Consider the following 23,797-nt stretch of genomic DNA (forward strand, 5'->3'; position numbering starts at 1 on the left):
CTATGAAAAAAGAGACACAAATTGTCAGCGTAGGAAGAGATAAAAAATGGAGTAAAGGGGTGATCAACCCCCCCGTGTACCGTGCATCCACTATCGTCTTCGAGACCATGGAAGAGATGCGTTTCGCTGCCCAGAACCGCGCCAAGGGTGAGATGTTTTATGGCCGGCGCGGCACACCAACCCATTTTGCCTTTCAAGAAGCGATTGCCCAGCTCGAAGGCGGTGTGGGCACCGCACTCTATCCTTCGGGTTCAGCGGCCATTTCCGGCGCCCTACTCTCATTTCTCAAGGCTGGCGATCATCTATTGATGGTCGACAGCGCCTACGAGCCGACCCGCGACTTATGTGACAAAATGCTCAAAGGTTTTGGCATAGAAACCACCTATTATGATCCCCTGATTGGTGCAGGCATACGCGAACTGATCCGCCCCAATACTCGCGTGCTGTTTCTGGAATCTCCCGGCTCTATCACCATGGAAGTACAGGATGTGCCGACCCTCTGCCAAATCGCCCATGAACATGGGCTCACTGTGATGCTGGACAATACCTGGGCCTCTCCCATCAACTCCCGCCCCTTTGAGATGGGCGTGGATATCTCGATTCAGGCGGCAACTAAATATATCGTTGGTCACTCGGATGTGATGCTAGGCACGGCCACGGCAAACCAAGCGCACTGGGATCAACTGCGAGAAAACAGCTACCTGATGGGGCAATGCACCTCTGCTGATGATATCTATCTGGCCAGTCGCGGCCTTAGAACCTTAGCCGTGCGTATGGCGCAGCATGAACAAAATGCCCTTAAAGTCGCTAACTGGCTGGCAAGCCGCCCCGAGGTGGATCATATTCGCCACCCGGCCTTTGAGACCTGTCCTGGCCATGAGTTTTTTAAACGGGATTTTACTGCCTCAAACGGCCTGTTTTCCTTCGTGCTCAAACAGGGTAACCTTAAGTCGGTCACCGCCTTTGTCGAGAATATGCAGCTGTTTAAGATGGGCTTCTCCTGGGGCGGCTATGAGAGTCTCATCCTAGGCGTATTCGGCATAGACAAGCTGCGCACCGCCACTCACTGGGACAGCAGTAAACCCCTCATCCGCCTGCATATCGGCCTGGAAAACCCGGATGACTTAATCGCCGATCTCGAGCGGGGATTTGAGCGGTTTAATCGGGCACTATAACTTGCATTGATTTCAACTCACATTGGTTTTAACTCGCATAAATAATACGGATGCTAAGACAAAAATGAGGGCACTTAAGCCCTCATTTTTATTTGCCAAAAGCAATAAACTAATTGGCTGAGGTCTTAGCCTCAGTCTTTTTCTCGGCCGTTTGGTCCGGCGCCTGCCAGGCATCCGTGCCATACAAGGGCACGGTCGAGATGGCGTGTTTATGGCTGCCGTCTGTCTCTTTGGTCGAATAGGAAAGATAGATCAAAGTCTGATGCTCAGCATCATAAATACGCCTGACTTTCAGTACTTTAAACAGTACGCTAAGGGAAGCTTTAAACACCACTTCGCCCTGTTTGCTCTTATCTATATTGGCAAGATGGCTCGCGCTGATAGGCCCGGTCTGGCGACAGGCGATCCCCATATCAGAAGGATCGGCAAAATCCAGATTGGCCTCTATACGGCTGATATGACAGGTGACGCCGGGCACTTTAGGATCTTGCTGCGCCTCGATGATCACATCCTTAGTGGTAAACAACCCCAGACTGACCTTGCCCACATCATCGCCACAGCCGCTCAGCAATGTACCTAAAAATGCAAGCGATAAAGTCTTTACATTCAATAATTTTCTCATTAATAGTTTCATCTTATTCCAACGACATCTGCACCGCGGCAAATGCATCATCACCGACCTTAGGTTATGTAGCAGGGTTCAAAGAATATCGCAGCCCCTTATACATCAATATTACGCTTACCATCCCTTGAGTACTCATGCAAAATATCAGATCACTTTCCCGTACCATTACTTCTATACGCGTCGAGATAACCAACCGTGAATTAAGCCAGCTTGAAAAAATGGCACAGGCAACTTAAACCCAGCGGATGAGATAATCGTAGCCACTGCCGAAGGCTCCAACACACCGACGTCATTGGCATAGGCAGAACGCATCCGCTCTATCACTTCTGACGTCAGTTCTGCGCTCGACATCATGTTCATCCAGGCACTAAGTAACACCTGATACTCAGGAGAGTTGATATCGGATGCTAAATCAGTGCTTGCCAACAGACCATTGGGTTTGAGGCGACGGGCGATTTCAGTAAAGAATCCTCTGCGTTGCTCTGTATCTAACATAAACTGAGATACTAAAAAACAGGTCGCAGCATCATGTAAAACTTCGGTTGAAATCGACTCCACATAGCCCTGATAAAAATCACAGCGGAAAGTGATCCCCTCCTGCTCGGCGCGCTGACGACAAACCTCCAGCATAGGGCCAGAAGGCTCGACCAAAGTAAAACTAAATTCAGGGAATTTCTCAGCCAAATACAGTAGCTCATCTCCTGTCCCCACACCAACACAAAGGATCTTGGCCTGAGTAGGTAGTTCAGCAAATAAAGAGCCTAGAAGTAGATGTAAACAGTGACGGATTGGCGCTGTCTTGACCCATTGGTTATCATAGTTTGCCGCCTGTTGATCAAACAACGCCGTAATTTCATCTTGTGTCATCGTTTCCTCACATATAAAAATATCAGCAATTACTTCAACAGGTTAACTGCTGTGCCAAAGGCCATCACTTCTGATGCGCCCTCTGTGATGGAACTTGTGGTAAAGCGCACACCCACCACAGCATCGGCCCCTAAATCTCTGGCCTCGGCCAGCATACGCTCGATAGCTATGGTGCGGGCATCGGTTAGCATCTCGGTATAGCCTTTTAACTCACCGCCAACAATCCCTTTCAGGCTCGCCATAATATCTCGCCCCACATGCTTAGACTGCACCACATTCCCTATCACAACCCCAAGCGATGTCGTTATCTCAACCCCGGCAATGGATTCTGTAGTTGTATATTGCATCACTGTCTCCTGATTGGTCATTTTCGGCTAAAGGTAAACGGCTTAACCACAGCATTTTCCCTTAAGTTGAATTGGTGGGCAAGGCACTGAGCCAAATGAACAAAATACACAACAGTCACCGGGTAAGGGGTTTAGCCACTCACCACAGGCTTTGCACTGATAGAAAAACCAACAGCTGTCTGTTGGCATTATCTCTGTGTGCTTGTGGCCGCACTTGGGGCAGACAAGCTGCGAGCTCAGTTCCACTTTCATGGCCTGTTACCTCAAATTGTCCCTGTTTCATCCATATTTCATCTAAGCACAATAACCCGCTACTGATAAATCTTGCCATTGTGTTTTAACCAACCGCCTTCATGACGTCCTTTGGGATCATGATGAGTCCAATGTATGACGCCCCCTTTGGGGTTCCACTCATACTCACCATAAAAACTCACACTATCCCCTTCTCTGAGCCCATCAATGCGCGGCGCAAGATCAATATTATGGGCGATAAGCAAGGTCTGACCCGATGATAACCGCAAGATAAATCGCTGATGCCGGCTCCCCTGAAGATCGTCAGACAGCACGCGAGCCACAATACCCTGGCCCGCTATCTGAAGATCACTCTGTTTGGTTTGAAAGGCATGGCTCAGTTTCTGCTCGGCGAGACCGGCCTGACTGACACCCCCTATGCCCGGTTGTGGCTCATCTGATAAGGACTCTTTATCGTAGAACTCACTCTGAAAACCGTCTCGATAATCGTCATTAAAATCATCTCGAAAGCCGTCAAAATAACCATAGGCCAGCGCCACTATCAGCAAAACTATCAATAGGTTTTTCATCTCATCCCTGTCCTCAATCTTTAATCCCTGGCCTCAATCTTTAATCCCTGGCCATCATCATAGCCTTATTTACACAAGCGCGTTATTTACTGGCATCAGGTTTTATCTCATTGATAACAGTATATTCATACAGGTTATTTTGCGAGCCATAAAGGTGAGCCGAGCCGATTAAATCGAAGCCCAGTTTAACCAGTAAACGGTTAGAGGAGAGATTATCGGGCAAAGTTACCGCCTGCACCCGTTCAAGCTTGTGGTCGGCAACGCCTGCCCGTAATACTTCGGCTGCGGCCTCATGGGCATATCCCTGGCCACAAAACGCCGGCAGAAAGGCGAAACCTAAATCTGGAAATTGCAGCTCATTGCGTTTAAGTAGTCCGCACATTCCGATTGGCGTTGCACTCTCTTTAAGCTGCACCAGACTCAAGCCAAAACCATGCTGCCGATAACTGGCCAATGGACCAGTTTGCAGATAGTTAATCGCATCATCCGGCGTGCGCACGCCTTTATCACCGATATAACGGATAAAAGCGCTATCGTTTAACAAACGCACAATAAAGTCGCCATCGGTAAGCGTAAAGCGCCTGACTATCAGCCTCTGGGTTTGACACACATCCACTATCGACATTTCACCCTCAAACTTTAATTTGTGGATTTCGGATTAAAATTTGTATGGATAACGACTAGCACAGCAGCACCTAGCCATTGCACCAGCGTATATTTAACATTAAACTGCACACGCCCAACTAAACTGTGTCTGCTGCGCCTTGTTAAATTGCTGGTTGCGCGCCTAGCTAAAATGCTTCAAAAATTCAATAATACGCCCTGGATTTATTGGCTTTTGTGAACATTGCTTCTCGTGCCACAAAGATAGAATCTCCGCTTCTTTTTCGTTTGGCGCTCTACCACCACCGCCACTACCACCACCGCCACTACCACCAGTAGGACTATCACCACAAGAAAGTGTGACATTGATATTATCTAATTCGATAAATATTCTAATGTATATCGGAATACCTTCTTTTTGTCGCCCTACTATATTCTTGGTAATCCAACTAGGGTTAGTATTTGAAAAATCCGTTGTCTCACCATTGATTTCAATTTTAATCATTTTGTGACCTCGAATGTTTAGAAGCAATTTAACGCTAAGCTAAGTGGCTGCAAACACCACCAAACCCAAAATAACCACCGTAAACACTCTACCCAATTGAACCAAAACCGCTACAGGTTTGCAGTCCGGCTTAAGCGCCTTGTTAAATTTAATGCCAAGGTGGTCTATGGTTTGATATTACCAGCTCACTTCCCGTGATTTGATTAAGCATCAAATTTGGCATTTTAAGATAGAGCACCCGAACAATTCTTTCTACGAGCTTAGAACCCTTACAGTGAGATTCTAGAAAAGAAATCCATATATCTGGGAAATATCTTGATAACATACTCAATGCATAGCTAACCAAAAACAAATCAACAACTTCTGGAGTACCAATAGGTTCAGCGAAATAAATAGTTTTGTGATCCAAAGTAGTTCTAGAGTCTGGAAAAGAAAATGCCCAATTTTTATCTTTTCTTGTACTTACAACACCCGAACGGCCTTCAGCATTAAAAAGATATTCAAAGTTTACTCCTTCATCACATACAAAGCTTTCAACTACCTTAATAAACGCATTATGAGAGGGTGACGAATGAAATACAAACTCACTATATTGTTGCTTATTAATCTCATCACTATAAAAGTGGAGTTCCCCTCTTGCTCCTTCTACAGCAATACCATACCGGCCCAAATCTGCATGCAGGTCCGGTAAACGTGTAAGTAAAAACATTAAGTCTTTTTTCAGACCTTTTAATTCGGAGAAGTATGGAATGTTATAACTACCGATGTAATCCATGTTTCTCTGGGAACCATGAATAGTTCTAAGGTGCTTTATTGCAGCAAGCTTTTGAGTAGACATCAAAGTGTCATACCAGTTTGAAAAATGGCCATTTGGACAAATTTTCACGTAGCTATTATCTAGTAAACTTAGCCCCACTTTCGAACGCTTAATATCTGAAGAAAATGTAAAATCTAGTCCATGGCTTGAATTTTTAGAGTCTTGCCTTAAATAATCAAGTGATTTTCTACCATCTCCTCGAATCAGCATACAAGCAGTTGAAAGCGCCACAGAACCATAATATAGGTGATTTGGCTGCGTATATAACGAAGATACTTTAGCAGCTTCGAAATATTCTTTGGCTTGTAGAAGAGCAACGCGAGCTTGTTCTGCCTGCTTTTTATAATTAGCTAATGTTGACTTGTTAGGCTCACCATGAATTGAACCAATCGCCTCTACTGCAAGCTCGACATTCGCAAATTCCAATAGTCTACGCCAAGACTCTTCATAGGTATTTTCGCAAGTGATCCACTCCAAGTTATACTCCTTTTAAATTTAACGCTTTGCTAATGGGAAAATACTGCGTATTGGCCGGAACGGCCAGCAGTAATTTTCCCAGTGAGTTTACGAACGAAATTTAGCAACTTGTTAGGTGTTTTGAGCATGATATTTAGCGGAGTAATAAAGAGAAATTAAGCCTGCGACGACTAACCATGCAAGAGCAGCCAAACGCCAACCCCCTGCATCTGAATAATTGGGTAATTGTAAGTACATTGCTACACAGCCAAATACTATGATCCCTAATGCGGCAATTCTGGAGTTGTACAGGTAAATGAGTGCGCCAAAAAAAGTAATTATTGCGACGTCAATCAATATCGATGTATCGAAGAAAGCAAAGCCAATATTTAATGCAGCAACTACTGCAATGTTACCAACTTGATTCCTTATCTTGCCTTTGTAGCTTTCTTCACTGCTATCCATAATTGACTCAATTCCTAAAGAACACCTAACATTTTATTCGTGCGCATGCACGTTTTCCTCGTTGGACCAGTAAAAACGCGCACAGTTAACTATCTGTGTATTATGAACTTATCAGCATTTTGCTAAATATACCATCGGGAAAAACGCGCACGAATACAGGATGATAACCACTCAAAATCCTTATGATTTTAATATGACTGTATACTTATCCAGTTTTTTGATGGGAAGTAGTGAATTACATCACACGGGTATAGCGATGAAAATTGCTAGGCCTGAAAGCCCGTTCGTTACTGCTCCGAGGGCAACTTGCTAAAATCCTTTGGCACAAAATTCTTGTTAGATTGAATCACTGAAAGGCTAGTTAATATTGGCATTGTTGGTATCAGTGACCTTCTAAAACAAGGATGTTTTAGTAGAGCCCTCAGGGAAGCTTCTTTTGAAATCAAGGGGCGGCGTGTCACTGGGGAAACAATGACAATAAACACAGCTCGACAATCACTTCCTTACCACACTTTGGGGCAAATTCTTGTTAGATTTAATCGCTGAAAGGCTAGCTAATATTGGCATTGTTGCTGCCAGTGACCTTCTAAAACAAGGATGTTTTAGTAGAGCCCTCAGGGAAGCTTCTTTTGAAATCAAGGGGCGGCGTGTCACTGGGGAAACAATGACAATAAACACAGAACTATAATCACAGAGTGATAATCACTTCCTTGCATCACTTTGGGGGATAAACGTTTTAGTGCGATACCTTAAAACTCAACATGAAGTTTTATTAGCCCAAATAAGACTTTATTACTTCTAATTTCAATTGGTTAACCTTGCATTCAATACCTCTAAAGTGGCCATCTAAAGACTACCCTAAAGGCAAGCAGCTTAAGCTGATGCCATTAAGCTCATGCCGTTAAGCTCATTTGATTAAAGCTCGCCGGCAAAGCGCCTTTGTGCCCACCTTGTCAAGCCGGCTGTCACACTGCCAAAGTGATCGCCAACGACTATCTCTATGCCTGGATAACACGCTGCAATGGCGTTATAGATGGCGGGACTTTTGGCGCTGCCGCCTGTGACATAGATAAGATCCGGCTCAGTATTGGCGGGCGCCAGCGCTTGAGCCATCAGATTTTGGATCTGATTTATAGGCTGAGCAATCGCCTCGATAAACTGAGCTTGATCCACACAGGCCTCAAGTCCTGCAGCGATATAGCTTAACGACTGACGGGTTTGCTCACGGTCAGAAAGCGCAATTTTCACCTGTTCGGCACTTCTGACCATACGATAACCCAGATGGTCCCGCTGTACTTTGAGTAGCAGATGTAACAGATCGGCGCGCTCCGCATCCTTGATAAGATCTTTTATCAGGGTGGCGCTAGTAAGGGAGGAAAAATCGCGCTGTGCACTGATATCATTCACAGCGACCGCATTCCAGAAAGGCTTGCTGGGTACTGGCAGGCCATTAACCATTTTACTGTGCAAGCCCAAATGAGGCATAAAGGCCTTCATAGCAAGCGCGATATCCAGATCATTACCGCCGATGCGCTGACCGCTGTGACCGAGAAAATCATCACTTCTATCGCGCTTCTTTATATGAGATGGGCCCATCTTCACCACTGAGCAGTCAGTGGTACCGCCGCCCACATCCACCACCAGCACGGTTTGATCACTTTGAAGACTGGCTTCAAAATCCATGCCTGCGGCAATGGGTTCAAACAGAAAATCCACCTGAGTAAACCCGGCTCGATGTGCGGCCCTAGTTAAGATCTGCTCCGCCTGACGATTACTCTCTTCACCGCCAATGCCCTGAAAATTAACAGGTCTTCCGATAACCCCGTGGGTAATTGTCTCACCTTTAGCAGCAAGCAACTTATCTGCACAGGCTTTAATGTGCAGCATCATGATGGTGACTATATCCTCAAACAGCGCCACCTGATCGACCCGCAGACCCGTTGCTCCTAGAAAGGATTTCGGTGAGCGGACATAAAAGCCCTCTTCTGGCATCTCAAGATACTGTTTTACCGCCTCATCGCCGACAAAAACGGCCTGTTCATTTGGTTCAAGATCCAATGCCTGGCGGGCGGCGCGGGCGCGGCTCAATTCGGCTGAACGCAGCTTGGCATATTCTGCCTGCTGCGCTTGTGGCAGGGCACGATAGACGGCTTCGCTGATCAGATCGCGATCGAAAGCATATAGGGTCGATACCAGATAATTAGAATCCCCCGATAAAGGCAACAGCTTTACCTCGCCTTGCTCTATCACGCCAACGGCGCAGTTGGCACTGCCGTAATCGAATCCCACAAACATACTAAAAGTTCCCACAGCGAAAAAGCCGTGCAAAATAGCATATCGACATTCAAAGGCCAATCGGACTGATGGATAAATTGAGGAAATAAAAAAAGCGAGTCTTGCTTAACACAACACTCGCTCTTCTTTTTTAAAGAAGCTGATAGAGAAAACCAACGCCAACCAATACCCTATCAACCCTGCAGGAGATACAGACAGAACACCCAAACCGACCTGCCTGTAGCAGTAATTTAATTATAGCCCATAGTCCATTTTCTGCAGAAAAAATTGACTAAGATCACAAAATAAAGAGCTGGATTAGTTTTCTTTACTCTGCTGCGCTTGTTTTAATTCGAGTTTTTCACTGCGGCGCTGTTTAATTACGCTATTCACATCACTGCCGATATGGGATTCACCTCGCGCTTTTGCCAACTCAACCTGGCGCTCACGCTCGCTAAAACGCTTGCGCTGTTTATCACTCACCTTATCGATACAATGGGGACAACTGACCCCTTTAACGTAGGCGCTACTTGCCTTATCCGCCTCGGTAATAGGTAAACGACAGGCATTACACTGATCGTACTGCCCCTTTTCCAGCTTGTGATTCACCGACACCCGGTTATCGAAAACGAAACACTCGCCTTGCCACAGACTCTCTTCAGGCCCCACCTCTTCAAGATACTTAAGCACGCCGCCTTCGAGGTGATACACCTCATCAAATCCCTGCTCTTTTAGATAAGCGGTGGACTTTTCACAACGTATGCCGCCTGTACAGAACATGGCCACTTTCTTATGTTTGGCTGGGTCGAGGTTATTTTTCACGTACTCAGGAAACTCTCTGAAGGTTTGCGTCTTGGGATCGACGGCATTCTTAAAGGTGCCTATTCCCACCTCGTAATCGTTACGGGTATCGATAAGCAGCACATCGGGATCTGAGATCAGCTGATTCCACTCTTTCGGCTTCACATAGGTGCCCACCACTTTACGGGGATCTATCCCTTCAACGCCCATGGTGACTATCTCTTTCTTAAGTTTCACCTTAGTGCGATAGAAAGGCATCTCGTCGTCAAATGAGAGTTTATGGACGATATTTTCCAGGCCGGGCTGCTGCTCCAGCCAGGCAAGCAGTTCATCGATACCATTTTGTGAGCCGGCAACTGTGCCGTTAATTCCTTCACTTGCCAGCAGCAAGGTACCCTTGATAGCCAACTGCTGCATCTGCTGCAGCAAGGGTTGCTGCAAACGGGTATAGTCGGGGAGTGAAACAAACTTGTATAAGGCACAAACAACAACCTGAGACATAACTTCCTCTCTGCTCTCTGAGGCTTAATCCCCAGCGCAATAAAACATGAACAACAAAATGTGATATAAAGCACATAAATTTGCGCGAATTCTATCTAAATCACACCGCAATAAACAGGCACAAAAAGTAGGGATATTAGATTCCCTGCTTTAATCGCCCTCGCTCTTGTCTAAAACTAAAGGAAAAACTATGGCCTATCCCCTGCTGTATTCGTTTCGTCGCTGCCCTTATGCCATGCGGGCAAGACTTGGGATCTTATATGCCAGACAAACGGTGCGATTGCGTGAGATAGTGCTGAAACACAAGCCGGAAGCTATGCTGCAAGCCAGCCCAAAAGGCACTGTGCCTGTGATGATTTTAGCCAGTGGCGAGGTGATAGATGAAAGCCTGCCTATCCTTAAGTGGGCCCTTAGTCTGAATGACAGCGCCGATCTACTCCTTACCAATAGCGCAGAGCAGAGGAGCCTTGCCAAGCAGCTGATCTGGCAAAACGATAATGAGTTCAAGCCTTGCCTAGACAGATACAAATACTTTGATAGGTATCCAGAACATAGCCAGAGCGATTATCGCCGCCAAGGGGAGGTTTTTATTGCAAAGTTAGAAGCCTTACTCACGCACAATCCTCAGCTTGTGAGCTGTCATATATCTATCGCCGATATCGCCATCTTCCCCTTTATCCGCCAGTTTGCCCTTGTCGATTTAACCTGGTGGCAGCAAGCCCCATACCCTAATGTTCGCACTTGGCTGGATGCACATTTAAGCAGCGAGCCGTTTACACAGGCGATGCAAAAATACCCCACTTGGCTTAGCAGCGGCGAGGAGTTTATCTTTGGTCAATCGGATTAACAGCCATGGCTAAGCGTAATAGATGCGTGACAGAAATGGCGCTAATATGGAGGGGAAAGTTGCCCAAGCTTAGGTGAGACAACCCACAAATTTGGCCGAAATAAAACATTAGCCAAACTTAATCCAGATCCCTTACAATGACCCTCTTGCCGAAATAGGCTCCGAAATTGACTCCGTTGCAGTTGAATTCGCGGTCAAACATTATCGCCATTTTCACCTTTTTATTGATGATCCATTCGTTGTACCGAGGTATGAGTGAACAGAGCGACCAGCCAACAAACCCTTTTGACGCCTGATCTTAGGCTATTGATCCCTATGTTATCGGCGATTGTGGCCATCACGCCGCTGGCAATCGACATGTATCTGCCCGCCATGGCGACATTAGCGGACAGTTTTCACTCCAATATCACCACAGTGCAGCAGTCTTTGAGTCTGTATCTTGCGGGTTATGGCCTGGGCATGCTGACCTTTGGCCCCATCGCCGACAGAATTGGCCGCCGTCCTCTGGTGCTGCTCGGGCTTACAGGGTTTATGCTGGTCAGCCTGGCGCTCGGTTTTGTCAACAATGTCGAACTCTTCTTAGGCCTACGTTTTGTGCAGGCCTTTATCGGCGCTGCGGCTACGGTTGTGGTGCCCAGTTACATCAAAGAAGTTTACGGCAATAACACGGCCAAAGGGATGTCCTATGTCAGCCTTATCATGATGCTGGCGCCACTGATCGCCCCCACCCTAGGTAGCTTGATCCTCGAACTGGGCGAATGGCATCTGATCTTCTTTATTCTGGCATTCTACGCCTTTGCCTTACTGCTCTTGGTCTTTACTAAGCTCAAGATGCCGTCAGACAGCCAGAGTGAAACCCGCAGTAAAAAGTCTTTCTTTGGCGCCTACGCCGTGGTCTTTACTAAGCCGGGGGTCAAACTCCATATTGCCAGCGGCATGATGACCTCTTTTGCCTTTTTCTGCTATCTGACTGCGTCCCCTTTTGTCTATATGGAAGTGTTTGGACTGGATAAATCCCTGTTTGCCATTCTTTTTAGTACCAATGTCGGCGCCTTGATGCTGGCCAATATCATCAACAGCCGCATAGTGTCTCGCTTCGGTTCCCGCCGTATGCTAAGGGTGGCAACCCTGCTGGCTACCCTAGCCGGGGCGCTGTTAGTCACTGTCAATCTACTTGGGCTGAGTTACCACTACACAGTCGCGGCGCTCATCCCCTTGATGGGATTTTTAGGCATAATGTCGGTCAATGCCGATGCCATTGTCTTGATGAAATTTCAGCATGAAACCGGCACAGCTACGGCCGTGATTGGCACTCTGCGTTTTGGAGTCGGCGCATTGGCAGGTCCACTATTAGCACTGTTTTATAGCGGCACAGCCGTGCCGTTTTCCGCACTCATGTTGTCCGCCGTAGTGCTGGTTGGCGTGTTTCAACTCTTCACCGGACGATCGCGTCAGGGATAAATTGGCCAGGCATAAACTGGCCTCTCACCCTTACTTGACATACCAACTCACTTACCACTTCACATGCCACATCACATCCCCCTAACAGCACTCATGCTATGAAAACAGGATCAATCCAACAGATTGTTCCAAAAAGATAAAAAAAATCGCAACAAAAGGCTTGAATAAACATCATTTTTTTATATGATGAATTTTCGTTCAATATGAACGGTCACCCAAAGGCTCAGGCCGCTACCATAACTGGGTGAAAACGAGTTTGAATTACCCTTCAAACTTTTTTTGTAGCGATTACCGTCGCTGTATCAAGATACTGCATACCGTAGCGGTAACTTATGAGGGATCAAAAATGGAGAAGTTATCCGGCGCCAGCATGATCGTCAGATCCTTGATCGACGAAGGCGTTAAACACATATTCGGCTACCCAGGTGGCTCAGTGCTCGACATCTACGATGCACTTCATCAAAAATCCGGCATAGAACATATTCTCGTCAGGCACGAACAAGCCGCTGTACACATGGCCGATGGCTATGCCCGCGCAACGGGCAAAGTTGGCGTCGTGCTGGTGACATCCGGCCCAGGGGCAACCAACGCCATTACCGGTATCGCTACCGCCTACATGGACTCTATCCCCTTAGTGGTGTTATCGGGTCAGGTGCCCAGCAACCTGATAGGCAATGATGCCTTTCAAGAGTGCGACATGATAGGGATCTCCCGCCCTGTGGTAAAACACAGCTTTCTGGTGACCGATGCCAAAGAGATCCCCAATATCATTAAAAAAGCCTTCTATATCGCCGCCAGTGGTCGTCCAGGCCCTGTGGTGGTCGACCTGCCAAAGGATTGCTTAAATCCTCAAATATTACACGAGTATCAATACCCAGATGCGATCAATATGCGCTCCTATAACCCCACCACAAGCGGGCATAAGGGGCAGATTAAGCGCGGTCTAAAAGCCCTGCTGGCAGCCAAAAAGCCTGTACTCTATGTCGGCGGCGGCGCGGTGATCTCTGGCTGTGACAAGCAGATTTTAGCCCTGGCTGAAAAGTTAAACATTCCCGTTGTCAGTACCTTAATGGGGCTTGGCGCCTTTCCCGGCACCCATAATAACAGTCTTGGCATGCTGGGGATGCACGGCTGTTATGAGGCTAACATGGCCATGCACAACAGCGATCTTATCTTCGGGATCGGGGTACGTTTCGATGATCGCACCACAAATAACGTGGAAAAATATTGTCCTAATGCCACCATACTGCATATCGATATAGACCCCTCCTCGATATCCAAAACCATCAAGGTGGATATCCCTATCGTGGGCTCGGCGGATAATGTGCTCGATGAGATGCTCGCCCAGCTCGATGAGCACCAAGAGATGCAAAACGATAAGAGCGCAGTCAATAACTGGTGGCAAGCGATAAACCAGTGGCGAGCAAGAAAGAGTCTTGCCTATGACACCACAAGCTCGCGTATCAAGCCTCAACATGTCATCGAGACCTTGCATAAGCTGACCCATGGCGATGCCTATGTGGCATCGGACGTGGGCCAGCATCAGATGTTTGCCGCCCTCTATTACCCCTTTAATAAGCCACGTCGCTGGATCAACTCTGGCGGCCTTGGCACCATGGGATTTGGCTTACCTGCATCCATGGGCGTTAAACTGGCCATGCCGGAAGAAACCGTGATCTGTGTGACAGGTGACGGTTCGATTCAGATGAATATTCAGGAGCTTTCAACCGCACTGCAATATGACACCCCGGTTAAAATCATCAACCTGAACAACCGTTTCCTTGGCATGGTGAAACAGTGGCAGGATATGATCTACTCGGGACGTCACTCCCACTCCTATATGGATTCTGTGCCAAATTTTGCCAAAATCGCCGAAGCCTACGGCCATGTGGGTATGACCATCAGCGATCCGGCCGAGCTGGAATCCAAACTTGCCCAGGCGCTGGCCATGAAAGACAAACTTGTGTTTGTCGATATCAGCGTCGATGAAACAGAGCACGTTTACCCCATGCATATCCGTGGTGGCGGCATGAACGAGATGTGGCTAAGCAAAACGGAGAGAAGCTGATGCGTCGAATTATTTCTGTATTACTCGAAAACCAACCCGGCGCTTTGTCTCGCGTGGTAGGACTTTTCTCACAGCGTGGCTATAACATCGAAAGCTTAACTGTGGCGCCAACCGACGACATTACGCTTTCGCGACTCAATATCACCCTAGTGGCCGATGATGCTGTGCTGGAGCAGATAGAGAAACAGCTGCATAAGCTGATTGATATTCTCAAAGTCTCCAACATCACTCAGTCTAACCATATCGAGCGAGAAATCGCTCTGGTGAAGGTAAAAGCCAAGGGCGCCGGGCGCGAAGAGGTGAAACGTACTGCTGATATCTTTCGTGGCCAGATAGTGGATGTCACCGCCGAGCTCTATACCATACAGATGACAGGCACCAGCGAGAAACTGGACGCCTTTATCACAGCGATAGGCGAAGTGACTAAGGTTATCGAGGTCTCACGCTCTGGGGTTGTTGGTCTGTGCCGTGGCGACAAGGTGATGCGCGCTTAGTTTTTACAAGCCAACTTAGCATCCCACAAACGTCAGCCTAGTGCTGACGTTTTCACTCTCATCATACATCCAGACTCATCAGACATTTGCTCACACGCAGAATAAAAAATGCCGGTGAGATGAAGACCGGCATTTTGGCTTGGAGATGAAGCTAAGGTTAGAAACCTTCGACTCCTTTCATATCGGGCAGATGATGAGCAATACCCTTATGACAATCGATACAGGTTTTTTCGCCACTGGCTAATGATGTGGAGTGCATATTAGCCGCACGTGTAGACTGGCGAGTAAAGTCCATGTAATCGAAATTATGGCAGTTACGACATTCGAGCGAATCGTTAGCCTTTAGCCGCTCCCATTCATGCTCGGCCAGTTCTCGACGTTTCGCCTCAAACTTGTCACGGGTATTAATGGTGCCAAACAGTTTTCCCCATACCTCCTTTGATGCCTGCATCTTACGGGCTATCTTATCGGTCCAATTATGCGGCACATGGCAATCTGGACACGTCGCGCGAACACCACTACGGTTAGTAAAGTGTATCGTCGATTGCAACTCCTGATACACGTTATTTTCCATTTCATGGCAGCCAATACAGAAGGCCTCCTGATTGGTCGCTTCGAGCGCAGTATTAAACCCCCCCCAAAAGATCACCCCAGCAATAAACCCACCTAAAGTCAGAAAACCTAAGCTATAGTGCACACTTGGCTTATTTAATACCTGCCAGATTTTTTTCAGCTTATCTAACATATGGCAGCTCCTAGTGCTTGTTCGCGTCAGTTTTAATCAGATGGTCAATATCAATAAACTCATTCTCCACTAAGGTTTTAGCATCGAGCTGTGGCACATGACACTGGGTGCAGAAATAACGCCTTGGGGATAAATCTGCCAAAAAGTTGTTTTCCCTGTCCATATAGTGAGTCACGCTCACCATAGGCGCCTGTGAATCCCCAATGCGCTTACGCGCATGACAAGACATGCATTTATTGACCTTAAGATCTATCTGGTAATTATCTATTTTATGTGGAATAACAGGTGGTTGCATTGGGTAGTTACGCACCTGTTTAACGTCTTTATTGAGCACTTTTTGCATCACAGGTGGCGTAGGGTTCATATCCAGCGGCGCCTGTCTTAAGGTGGCAATTTTCTCTTCGGGCACACCTGCAGCACTAGTGCTAAATGCCGCACCAACCGAAAGGCTCACTAAGGTTGCAAAGGTAACAAATTTCAATGTTTTCATTATGATTCTCCTTATGCCTTAACCACTTTGACTGCACACTTCTTAAAGTCAGTCTGCTTAGACAAAGGATCGGTTGCATCCAGGGTCACCTTGTTGATCAGTTGACTCGCATCGAACCAGGGAACAAACACTAACCCCACAGGTGGCTTGTTACGACCACGGGTCTCCACCCGAGTCTTGATCTCGCCACGACGGGAGATCACCCTCACCTCATCGCCACGACGCAGGCCACGTTTCTTGGCATCATCCGGATGCATAAAACAGACAGCGTCGGGGAAGGCGCGATAGAGTTCAGGTACGCGCTGTGTCATCGAACCCGAATGCCAATGTTCAAGCACACGTCCGGTAGACAACCAGATATCATACTCATCATCGGGTGATTCTGCGGCAGGCTCATAAGGCAAGGCATAGATAACCGCCTTACCATCGGGTTTGCCGTAAAACTCAAACCCTTTACCAGGCTTGACATAGGGATCGCTTCCCTCACGGAAACGCCACTTGGTCTCTTTGCCGTTGACCACGGGCCAACGTAAACCATGAACTTCATGATAGGTATCGAAATCAGCCAGATCATGGCCATGACCACGACCGAAAGTGGCGTACTCTTCGAATAAGCCTTTTTGGATGTAGAAACCAAAGTGATTGGCCTCATCATTCATATAATGCGCGTCTATCTGTGCCAAGGGGAATTTATCCACATTGCCATTTTGATACAGCACTTGGAACAGTGTCTTGCCTTTATATTCTGGATTGGCATCCAGCACAGTCTGTGGCCAGACTTCATCGGTAGTGAAACGCTTAGAGAACTCCATTAACTGCCAGAGATCTGAACGTGACTCACCCGGCGCTTTCACCATCTGATGCCAGAACTGAGTACGGCGTTCGGCATTACCATAAGCCCCCTCTTTCTCGACCCACATAGCCGTTGGCAAAATAAGATCCGCCGCCTGAGTCGTGACGGTGGGATAAGCATCCGAGACCACAATGAAGTTTTCTGGATTACGGTATCCGGGTAAGCCCTCCTCATTAATATTCGGCCCGGCCTGCATATTGTTATTCACCTGCACCCAGTAGACATTCATATCGCCATCTTTCAGGCGACGGTTCTGCTCTACCGCGTGATAACCCGGCTTAGGCGGAATGATGCCATCAGGAATTTTCCAAATCTTTTCGGCAATCTTTCTATGCTCAGGATTGCTGACTACCATGTCCGCAGGCAGACGGTGTGAAAAGGTACCGACTTCACGTGCGGTGCCGCAGGCCGAAGGCTGTCCGGTCAGCGAGAAGGGGCTGTTGCCAGGAGTGGAGATCTTACCTGTAAGTAGATGAATGTTATAGATAAGGTTGTTACACCACACACCACGGGTATGCTGGTTAAAGCCCATGGTCCAGAAAGAGGTCACCTTCACATTGGGATCGGCGTACAATTTGGCCAGCTCGATCAACTTGTCTTCGGGTACTCCCGAGAGTTTACTGACAGAGGTCACATCATAATCGGCAACGAAGGCCTTAAAGGCATCGAAATCTATCGGAGTGGAATTACCCGCCGTCTTGACGTTTTTGGCCTTCTGCTGCAGCGGATGCGAGGGACGCAGGCCATAACCTATGTCTGTTTCGCCCTTTCTGAAGTTAATATGCTTGTTGACAAAATCCCAGTTCACCGCATCGTTTTGAATTATGTAGTTGGCGATAAAGTTGAGAATGGCAAGATCGGTTTGCGGCGTGAACACTATGCCGAGATCGGCTAAATCGAAAGATCTGTGGGTAAAGGTCGACAGGACTGACACCTTCACATGGGGGGCGCTGAGACGACGGTCGGTCACTCGGCTCCACAAAATCGGGTGCATCTCAGCCATGTTCGAACCCCACAGCACGAAAGCATCGGCGTTTTCCATGTCATCATAACAGCCCATTGGCTCATCGATACCAAAGGTGCGCATAAAGCCCCCAACGGCAGAAGCCATACAGTGGCGCGCGTTAGGATCTATGTTGTTGGAACCAAAACCCGCCTTCATCAGCTTAGAGGCTGCATAGCCTTCCCACACAGTCCACTGCCCTGAGCCAAACATACCGATCGCTGTTGGACCTTTTTTCTTAATGGTTTGTTTCCATTTTTCGGCCATGGTATCGAAAGCCGTATCCCAGCTAACAGGTGTGAATTCCCCCTGTTTGTCATATTTGCCGTTAGTCATGCGCAGCATAGGGCTCTGCAATCTGTCCTTGCCATACATGATCTTGGAAAGGAAATATCCCTTGATACAGTTCAGGCCACGGTTAACTTCGCTCTCGGCATCGCCATGGGTCGCCACCACTTTGCCATCGCGGGTAGCAACAATCACAGAACACCCAGTACCACAGAAACGGCAAGGGGCCTTATTCCACTCCAGTTTTGTTTGCTCAGAACTGGTGATCAGATTACTTGCCGTTGCCGGTAAGGCCAATCCAGCCACCGAGGCTGCAGCAACGGCTGCATTTGCCTTCATAAATTCGCGTCGATTCATCTTCATTGTTCAACCTCTTCAAGCACTTCACTCTGGTGATAGACCATGGCTGCCGACAATACGCCCTCAATCTTGTTTATCGCCTCAATATCAGCCATCAGCCCTTTTTGAGTCATGCTTTCCAACACTACGACAAGTTTGACCTCATCATTAACAGACAACTCTGCATTGTTCATTTTCATAATTGTCTGCCTGACCCTGGACATGAATTCAGGTTTAACCTGAACCACAAGACTCGTAACGTGCAGTTCATTGCTCATGATATTTACACTCTAGTTTTAGGGATATTTTTATAGGATATGTGTAATTAACCTGCACCTGGTGGACCGGTTAATATCTGGCTAAACCAGATAGCAAACCCAAGACCAGAAACGAGTAACACAGACAACAGTGGGGCAAGAAAAACGGTAAGAAAGACAAATATTCTCAACTCCAAACTTTTTTCTTCTTTCGATATGGAACTCATGCATCCTCCTAACGGATCATGCTTACTTGTGTAGCGAATAACTTGAGCTCCCGTCATGGATTGCTGCCACAACCTTGACCTCCGCTCAGCTATCCTCCTGAAATTTATGTTATCAATTCTTTTTTATCCCTCTCTATACCTCTTAATCGGTAAATAATACGCCAGCTTGATCTAAATCATCTTTTTAGTAGAAATAAAATCTGGCTCACCCTTAATGACAGAAATTTCCGATTGGAAAGACAGCCAGCCAGGTAAATTAGCTATTCATGTTTTAATGAAGCATAGTGCTTATTAAATTGATTTATGCCTTAACAGGTCATTTAAAGGACAAAATATCTCGATAGAGGTAGGCATGAGCGGCACATAAAAAAAGCACCTGTATCTGGTGCTTTTCGATTCTAGCCTTTGTATCAAGCTTCGGCGATCCGGTTCAGTATGCGTTTCTCTGAGATGGGATAGGCTGTGCCTAGCACCTGAGCAAAACAGGAGACTCGGTACTCCTCTATCATCCAGCGCGCATCGAGCAGCGCCTCTGGTGTCGGCGAAGTGCGCGGCACCTTAGCAAGCTGAGCATCCAGTGCCTGCTGCACATTGCTGATGCTGTGCAGATGCAGCCTGTCGCGGTTGGGATCGACCGGCAGTTTATCGAGGCGATTATCGATCGCCTTAAGGTAACGCACCAGATCCGGCAGACGCTGCCAGCCCGATTGCTCGACGAACCCCTTAAACACTAATCTGTCCAGCTGAGTCTGAATGTCACTCATGGCAAAGGCGATATCGAGACTTATCTTGCCCTTGAGGCGCTTCTTCACTTTCTGATACAGGGTCAGGATCTCTTCCACTATCAGGGCGAGCTTGGCCGCCGTGGGATTCAGCTCCTGTCTGACCCACTCTTTGGCCGCAATAAAATCAGTCTCACAACGTACATCTATCCCCTTCTCATCCAACAGTTGCTGCACAGCGGCAGCCAAGATATCGTCGATCAGGTATTGCACCTGGCCGAAGGGATTAAAATACATGGCCAGCTTTGCCTTGTTAGGCAGGGTGTTTTGCAGGTGTTTTACCGGCGAGGGAATATTGAGCAATAAGAGGCGCTGCACCCCGTTTCTGTGGGCGCGATTGGCCTCATTTTCATCATCGAACAGGGCAATAGAAACACTGGCCTTATCATCCACCAGCGCCGGAAACGCCTTGACCTCGAAGTTGCCGCGGCGCTTTTCATATTGCTTAGGCAAGGTGCCAAAACTCCACTCAAGCAATCCCTGCTGCTCTATGCCGGTCTCGGCCACATTACGGATGGCCTGAGTCACCTGCCCCTGCAGTTGATCTTTCAGTGTGTCTAAATTGCGCCCCTGGGCGATCAGCATGCCCTTGTCATCTTCCACCTTAAAGTTAATAAGCAAATGCACAGGAAGCAAGGACAGATCGAAATCCTCGGGAGATACCCGCACGCCGCTCATGCGCAGTAGCTGTTTGCACATGGCATCGAGCAGACTCATGTCGCTCTCGCTTGCCTTGTTTTTATTCCCTTTGCTACTCTGCTGTTGCAAATGGGCTGTGATCGCCTGCAGACAGGCTCTGGCATAATCCGGCGCCGGCACAAAATTACGTCTTAAATTCTTGGGCAAGGATTTGATCAGCGCGATGCACTTCTCCTCCCTGAGCCCAGGCACCAGCCAGTCGAACCCCTGGCTGTCGAGCTGATTGAGCAGGGCCACAGGAATATGCACAGACACGCCATCATCGCTGTCGGCGGGTTCGAAATGGTAACTCAGGCTGAGTTTCAGGTTGCCCTGATGCCAGTAGTCGGGAAAATCCAGCAAGGAGACATGCTCATCGCTGCGCTGCATCAACTGCTCGCGCGCAAAATCCAGCAGATGCGGATTGTGCTGCTTCTCTTTTTTCCACCAGCTCAGCAGTTTAGGCGCGTTATAGATCCCCTGCGGGATGCGCGGCTCATAGAAAGCATACAGTGCCTGCTCATCCACTAAAATATCGCGGCGGCGGGACTTATGCTCCAAAGCCTCAATATCTTCAAGCAGTCGGCGATTGTTAACGAAGAAGGCTTCGTTGGTGCGCAGCTCACCATCGGCCAGGGCGCTGCGGATAAAGATCTCCCGGGCCTCGACTGGCTCGACTGGTCCATACTGCACCCGGCGGCGATTGACTATCGGCAGGCCATAAAGCTGCTGATTTTCAAAGGCGACCACACTGCCCTGCTTGGCCTCGAAATGGGGCTCGAGGTAATTTTTCTTCACCAGATGTGCAGCTAGGGGTTCGACCCACTCGGGCTGGATCTTGGCGCAGCAACGGGCAAACAGGCGCGAGGTCTCAGTCAGCTCGGCCGCCATCAGCCATTTGGGGCCTTTCTTGGCCAGAGGCGAGCCTGGAAACACGAAGAACTTACGGTTTCGCGCGCCGAGATATTCATTGTCTTTATCTTTAAGGCCCACGTGACTGAGCAGGCCGGTTAACAGGGCTTTATGCAGCAGCTCATAATCGGCCGGTTCGCTGTTGAGCTTCCATTTCAGATCATGCACCGCCTGTCTGAGCTGAGCATAGAGATCTTGCCATTCGCGCACCCGCAGATAGGCTAAAAACTCCTGCTTACACAGTTTTCTGAACTGACTGGCGCTGTGGGTTTGCTGCTCTACTTTAAGGTGCTGCCACAGATTTACCCAGGCGACAAAGTCTGAGTCTTTATCGTTAAAACGTCTGTGTGCCTCGTCGGCGGCCTGCTTCTTATCCAGCGGCCGCTCACGCGGGTCTTGGATCGACAAACCAGAGACGATCACCAGCACCTCATGCAGACAGCCATACTCGTTAGCCTGCACCACCATGCGGGCAAGCCTGGGATCCACAGGAATGGAAGCCAACTGGCGTCCAAGCGGCGTCAGCTGCAGCTGTCCCTTGTGTTTTTTGACCGACTGTAACTCTTCGAGCAGCAGGAAACCATCGCGGATATAACGGGGATCCGGCGGCTGGATAAAGGGAAACGCCTCAATGTCCCCAAGGCCGATGGCGAGCATCTGCAAAATCACCGAGGCCAGGTTGGTACGCAAAATCTCAGGATCGGTGAACTGAGGTCGGCTGTTAAAATCTGTCTCATCATAGAGACGAATACAGATCCCAGGTGCGACACGGCCACAACGGCCCTGACGCTGATTGGCACTGGCCTGAGAGATGGGCTCGATCGGCAGGCGCTGTACCTTAGTACGGTAGCTGTAGCGACTGATGCGGGCTGTGCCAGGATCAATCACATAGCGAATACCGGGCACAGTGAGCGAGGTTTCGGCCACGTTGGTCGCTAGCACTATGCGCCGCCCCGTGTGGCTCTTAAAGACTTTAGACTGCTCACCGTAAGAGAGACGTGCATAGAGGGGCAAGATCTCGGTATCGCGATACTGCTGCCTGCTCAGCTGCTCGGCCACATCACGAATTTCCCGTTCACCGTTCATGAAGATGAGTATATCCCCAAGCCCTTCGCGCATCAGCTCTTCCACCGCGGCGAAGATCCCTTCCATCAGATCAAGATCCTCATCTTGATCCTGCACCAGGGGGCGATAGCGTGTCTCGACCGGATAGGTACGGCCGGAGACCTCAATCACGGGGGCATCATCGAAATGCTTGGAGAAACGCTCAACATCTATGGTAGCCGAGGTGATGATCACCTTAAGATCCGGGCGTTTTTTCAACACACTCTTAAGGTAACCTAAGATGAAATCGATATTCAGGCTGCGCTCATGGGCTTCATCTATTATGATGGTATCGTATTGATCCAGATATTTATCTGAGGTCAGCTCGGCCAGCAAAATACCGTCTGTCATCAACTTGATATAGGAGCTAGGCTTGATGGCATCGGCAAAACGCACCTTAAAACCTACCACCTCACCCAGCGGACTATTGAGCTCTTCTGCCACCCGGGTCGCCACGCTGCGCGCCGCCAAACGTCTTGGCTGAGTATGACCAATCAAACCGCGGGTGCCTAAGCCCAGTTCCAGACAGATTTTCGGTAGCTGAGTCGTCTTACCCGAGCCGGTTTCACCTGCAACAATCACCACCTGATTAGCAGCTATGGCGCGGGCTATTTCGTCGCGCTTTTGCGAAATGGGTAGCGCTTCAGGGTAGCTTATCTTCGGCAGCTCTCGTTTTCGCTGCTCCACCTTGAGCGCCGCCGCAATAGCCAGCGCTTCTAACTTAGCCAATTCATCACGCTTGTTCTCGCTGTCATCCTGTTTATTTAAGCGAAACAAGCGCCGACGGATCTTGGACGCATCAAACTGATAACATTGCTTTAAGAAGGCATTGGACAGAGGGTGATGTGGCGAAGTCAAAAGCAGAACCCAAATATGAATGAGATAAAGACGTGATCCTACCAATTAAGCTCCACTTTGGGTATGGCAAAAGCGGCTTAAGGCAACAATCCAAGGTTATTCTGGTTAATATTTAATAAAAAGGCACTTAATGG

22 protein-coding genes are annotated in these 23,797 nt (G+C 48.3%); 5 read left to right on the plus strand and 17 right to left on the minus strand.

Features of this window, described 5'->3' with window-relative positions; genetic code table 11:
• Window positions 1-2: 2 nt before the first annotated feature.
• Entirely contained in the window at window positions 3-1,175 is a 1,173-nt protein-coding gene (locus LZP69_RS06715) for a cystathionine beta-lyase (protein WP_234199419.1), read from the plus strand.
• Window positions 1,176-1,284: 109 nt separating this feature from the next.
• Here LZP69_RS06715 and LZP69_RS06720 read toward each other — a convergent pair whose 3' ends face one another.
• The 11 genes from LZP69_RS06720 to trhO all read right to left on the minus strand — a co-directional run bounded on the left by LZP69_RS06720 (window position 1,285) and on the right by trhO (window position 10,257).
• The gene (locus tag LZP69_RS06720; RefSeq protein WP_442800670.1) at window positions 1,285-1,797 is read right to left on the minus strand and encodes a CreA family protein; all 513 of its coding nucleotides are present in this window, start codon (window positions 1,795-1,797) and stop codon (window positions 1,285-1,287) included.
• A gap of 174 nt (window positions 1,798-1,971) precedes the next feature.
• On the minus strand, window positions 1,972-2,667 hold the full coding sequence (locus LZP69_RS06725) for a class I SAM-dependent methyltransferase (RefSeq protein WP_234199421.1): 696 nt from the start codon (window positions 2,665-2,667) through the stop codon (window positions 1,972-1,974).
• Between the two features lie 29 nt (window positions 2,668-2,696).
• Window positions 2,697-3,014, minus strand: coding sequence for a heavy metal-binding domain-containing protein (locus LZP69_RS06730; protein WP_234199422.1), 318 nt, complete (start codon window positions 3,012-3,014; stop codon window positions 2,697-2,699).
• 42 nt (window positions 3,015-3,056) lie between these two features.
• Window positions 3,057-3,266 (minus strand): GDCCVxC domain-containing (seleno)protein, encoded by a 210-nt coding sequence (locus tag LZP69_RS06735; RefSeq protein ID WP_234199423.1) that lies wholly within the window; start codon window positions 3,264-3,266, stop codon window positions 3,057-3,059.
• A gap of 59 nt (window positions 3,267-3,325) precedes the next feature.
• Entirely contained in the window at window positions 3,326-3,835 is a 510-nt protein-coding gene (locus tag LZP69_RS06740) for a DUF3465 domain-containing protein (protein WP_267962010.1), read from the minus strand.
• An 82-nt stretch (window positions 3,836-3,917) separates the two neighbouring features.
• Window positions 3,918-4,460, minus strand: a complete 543-nt coding sequence (locus LZP69_RS06745) for a GNAT family N-acetyltransferase (RefSeq protein WP_234199424.1) — start codon at window positions 4,458-4,460, stop codon at window positions 3,918-3,920.
• Between the two features lie 162 nt (window positions 4,461-4,622).
• A complete protein-coding gene (locus LZP69_RS06750; RefSeq protein ID WP_234199425.1) occupies window positions 4,623-4,943 on the minus strand; it encodes a hypothetical protein in 321 nt (106 codons plus the stop codon).
• A 148-nt stretch (window positions 4,944-5,091) separates the two neighbouring features.
• Window positions 5,092-6,237, minus strand: a complete 1,146-nt coding sequence (locus LZP69_RS06755; RefSeq protein WP_234199426.1) for a YaaC family protein — start codon at window positions 6,235-6,237, stop codon at window positions 5,092-5,094.
• Between the two features lie 111 nt (window positions 6,238-6,348).
• Complete coding sequence (locus tag LZP69_RS06760; RefSeq protein WP_234199428.1) at window positions 6,349-6,681, minus strand: hypothetical protein; 333 nt, start codon at window positions 6,679-6,681, stop codon at window positions 6,349-6,351.
• A 915-nt stretch (window positions 6,682-7,596) separates the two neighbouring features.
• On the minus strand, window positions 7,597-8,976 hold the full coding sequence (yegD, locus tag LZP69_RS06765) for a molecular chaperone (protein ID WP_234199430.1): 1,380 nt from the start codon (window positions 8,974-8,976) through the stop codon (window positions 7,597-7,599).
• Between the two features lie 297 nt (window positions 8,977-9,273).
• Entirely contained in the window at window positions 9,274-10,257 is a 984-nt protein-coding gene (trhO, locus tag LZP69_RS06770; RefSeq protein WP_234199431.1) for an oxygen-dependent tRNA uridine(34) hydroxylase TrhO, read from the minus strand.
• A 190-nt stretch (window positions 10,258-10,447) separates the two neighbouring features.
• Between trhO and LZP69_RS06775 the strand changes: the two genes are divergently transcribed.
• The 4 genes from LZP69_RS06775 (at window position 10,448) to ilvN (ending at window position 15,127) form a co-directional block, all read left to right on the plus strand.
• On the plus strand, window positions 10,448-11,104 hold the full coding sequence (locus LZP69_RS06775) for a glutathione S-transferase (protein WP_234199432.1): 657 nt from the start codon (window positions 10,448-10,450) through the stop codon (window positions 11,102-11,104).
• Between the two features lie 315 nt (window positions 11,105-11,419).
• Complete coding sequence (locus LZP69_RS06780) at window positions 11,420-12,565, plus strand: multidrug effflux MFS transporter (protein ID WP_234199580.1); 1,146 nt, start codon at window positions 11,420-11,422, stop codon at window positions 12,563-12,565.
• A 346-nt stretch (window positions 12,566-12,911) separates the two neighbouring features.
• Window positions 12,912-14,633, plus strand: a complete 1,722-nt coding sequence (locus LZP69_RS06785; protein ID WP_234199433.1) for an acetolactate synthase 3 large subunit — start codon at window positions 12,912-12,914, stop codon at window positions 14,631-14,633.
• Window positions 14,633-15,127, plus strand: a complete 495-nt coding sequence (ilvN, locus tag LZP69_RS06790; RefSeq protein WP_234199434.1) for an acetolactate synthase small subunit — start codon at window positions 14,633-14,635, stop codon at window positions 15,125-15,127. Before LZP69_RS06785 ends, ilvN begins: the two co-directional genes overlap by 1 nt.
• Window positions 15,128-15,284: 157 nt before the next feature.
• Here ilvN and LZP69_RS06795 read toward each other — a convergent pair whose 3' ends face one another.
• The 6 genes from LZP69_RS06795 to hrpA all read right to left on the minus strand — a co-directional run bounded on the left by LZP69_RS06795 (window position 15,285) and on the right by hrpA (window position 23,663).
• The gene (locus LZP69_RS06795) at window positions 15,285-15,872 is read right to left on the minus strand and encodes a cytochrome c3 family protein (RefSeq protein ID WP_234199435.1); all 588 of its coding nucleotides are present in this window, start codon (window positions 15,870-15,872) and stop codon (window positions 15,285-15,287) included.
• Between the two features lie 10 nt (window positions 15,873-15,882).
• Window positions 15,883-16,362: a nitrate reductase cytochrome c-type subunit gene (locus tag LZP69_RS06800; RefSeq protein ID WP_234199436.1), complete on the minus strand. Its 480-nt coding sequence runs from the start codon at window positions 16,360-16,362 to the stop codon at window positions 15,883-15,885.
• Between the two features lie 11 nt (window positions 16,363-16,373).
• On the minus strand, window positions 16,374-18,863 hold the full coding sequence (napA, locus tag LZP69_RS06805) for a nitrate reductase catalytic subunit NapA (protein ID WP_234199582.1): 2,490 nt from the start codon (window positions 18,861-18,863) through the stop codon (window positions 16,374-16,376).
• 2 nt (window positions 18,864-18,865) lie between these two features.
• Window positions 18,866-19,123 (minus strand): chaperone NapD, encoded by a 258-nt coding sequence (locus LZP69_RS06810; protein WP_234199438.1) that lies wholly within the window; start codon window positions 19,121-19,123, stop codon window positions 18,866-18,868.
• 47 nt (window positions 19,124-19,170) lie between these two features.
• Window positions 19,171-19,329, minus strand: a complete 159-nt coding sequence (locus LZP69_RS06815; protein WP_234199439.1) for a periplasmic nitrate reductase, NapE protein — start codon at window positions 19,327-19,329, stop codon at window positions 19,171-19,173.
• A gap of 410 nt (window positions 19,330-19,739) precedes the next feature.
• Window positions 19,740-23,663: an ATP-dependent RNA helicase HrpA gene (hrpA, locus tag LZP69_RS06820; protein WP_442800666.1), complete on the minus strand. Its 3,924-nt coding sequence runs from the start codon at window positions 23,661-23,663 to the stop codon at window positions 19,740-19,742.
• Between the last annotated feature and the right edge of the window lie 134 nt (window positions 23,664-23,797).

Origin of the sequence: Shewanella sp. AS1 (assembly GCF_021412565.1) — a bacterium.
In the GTDB taxonomy this organism is placed as follows: Bacteria; Pseudomonadota; Gammaproteobacteria; order Enterobacterales; family Shewanellaceae; genus Shewanella.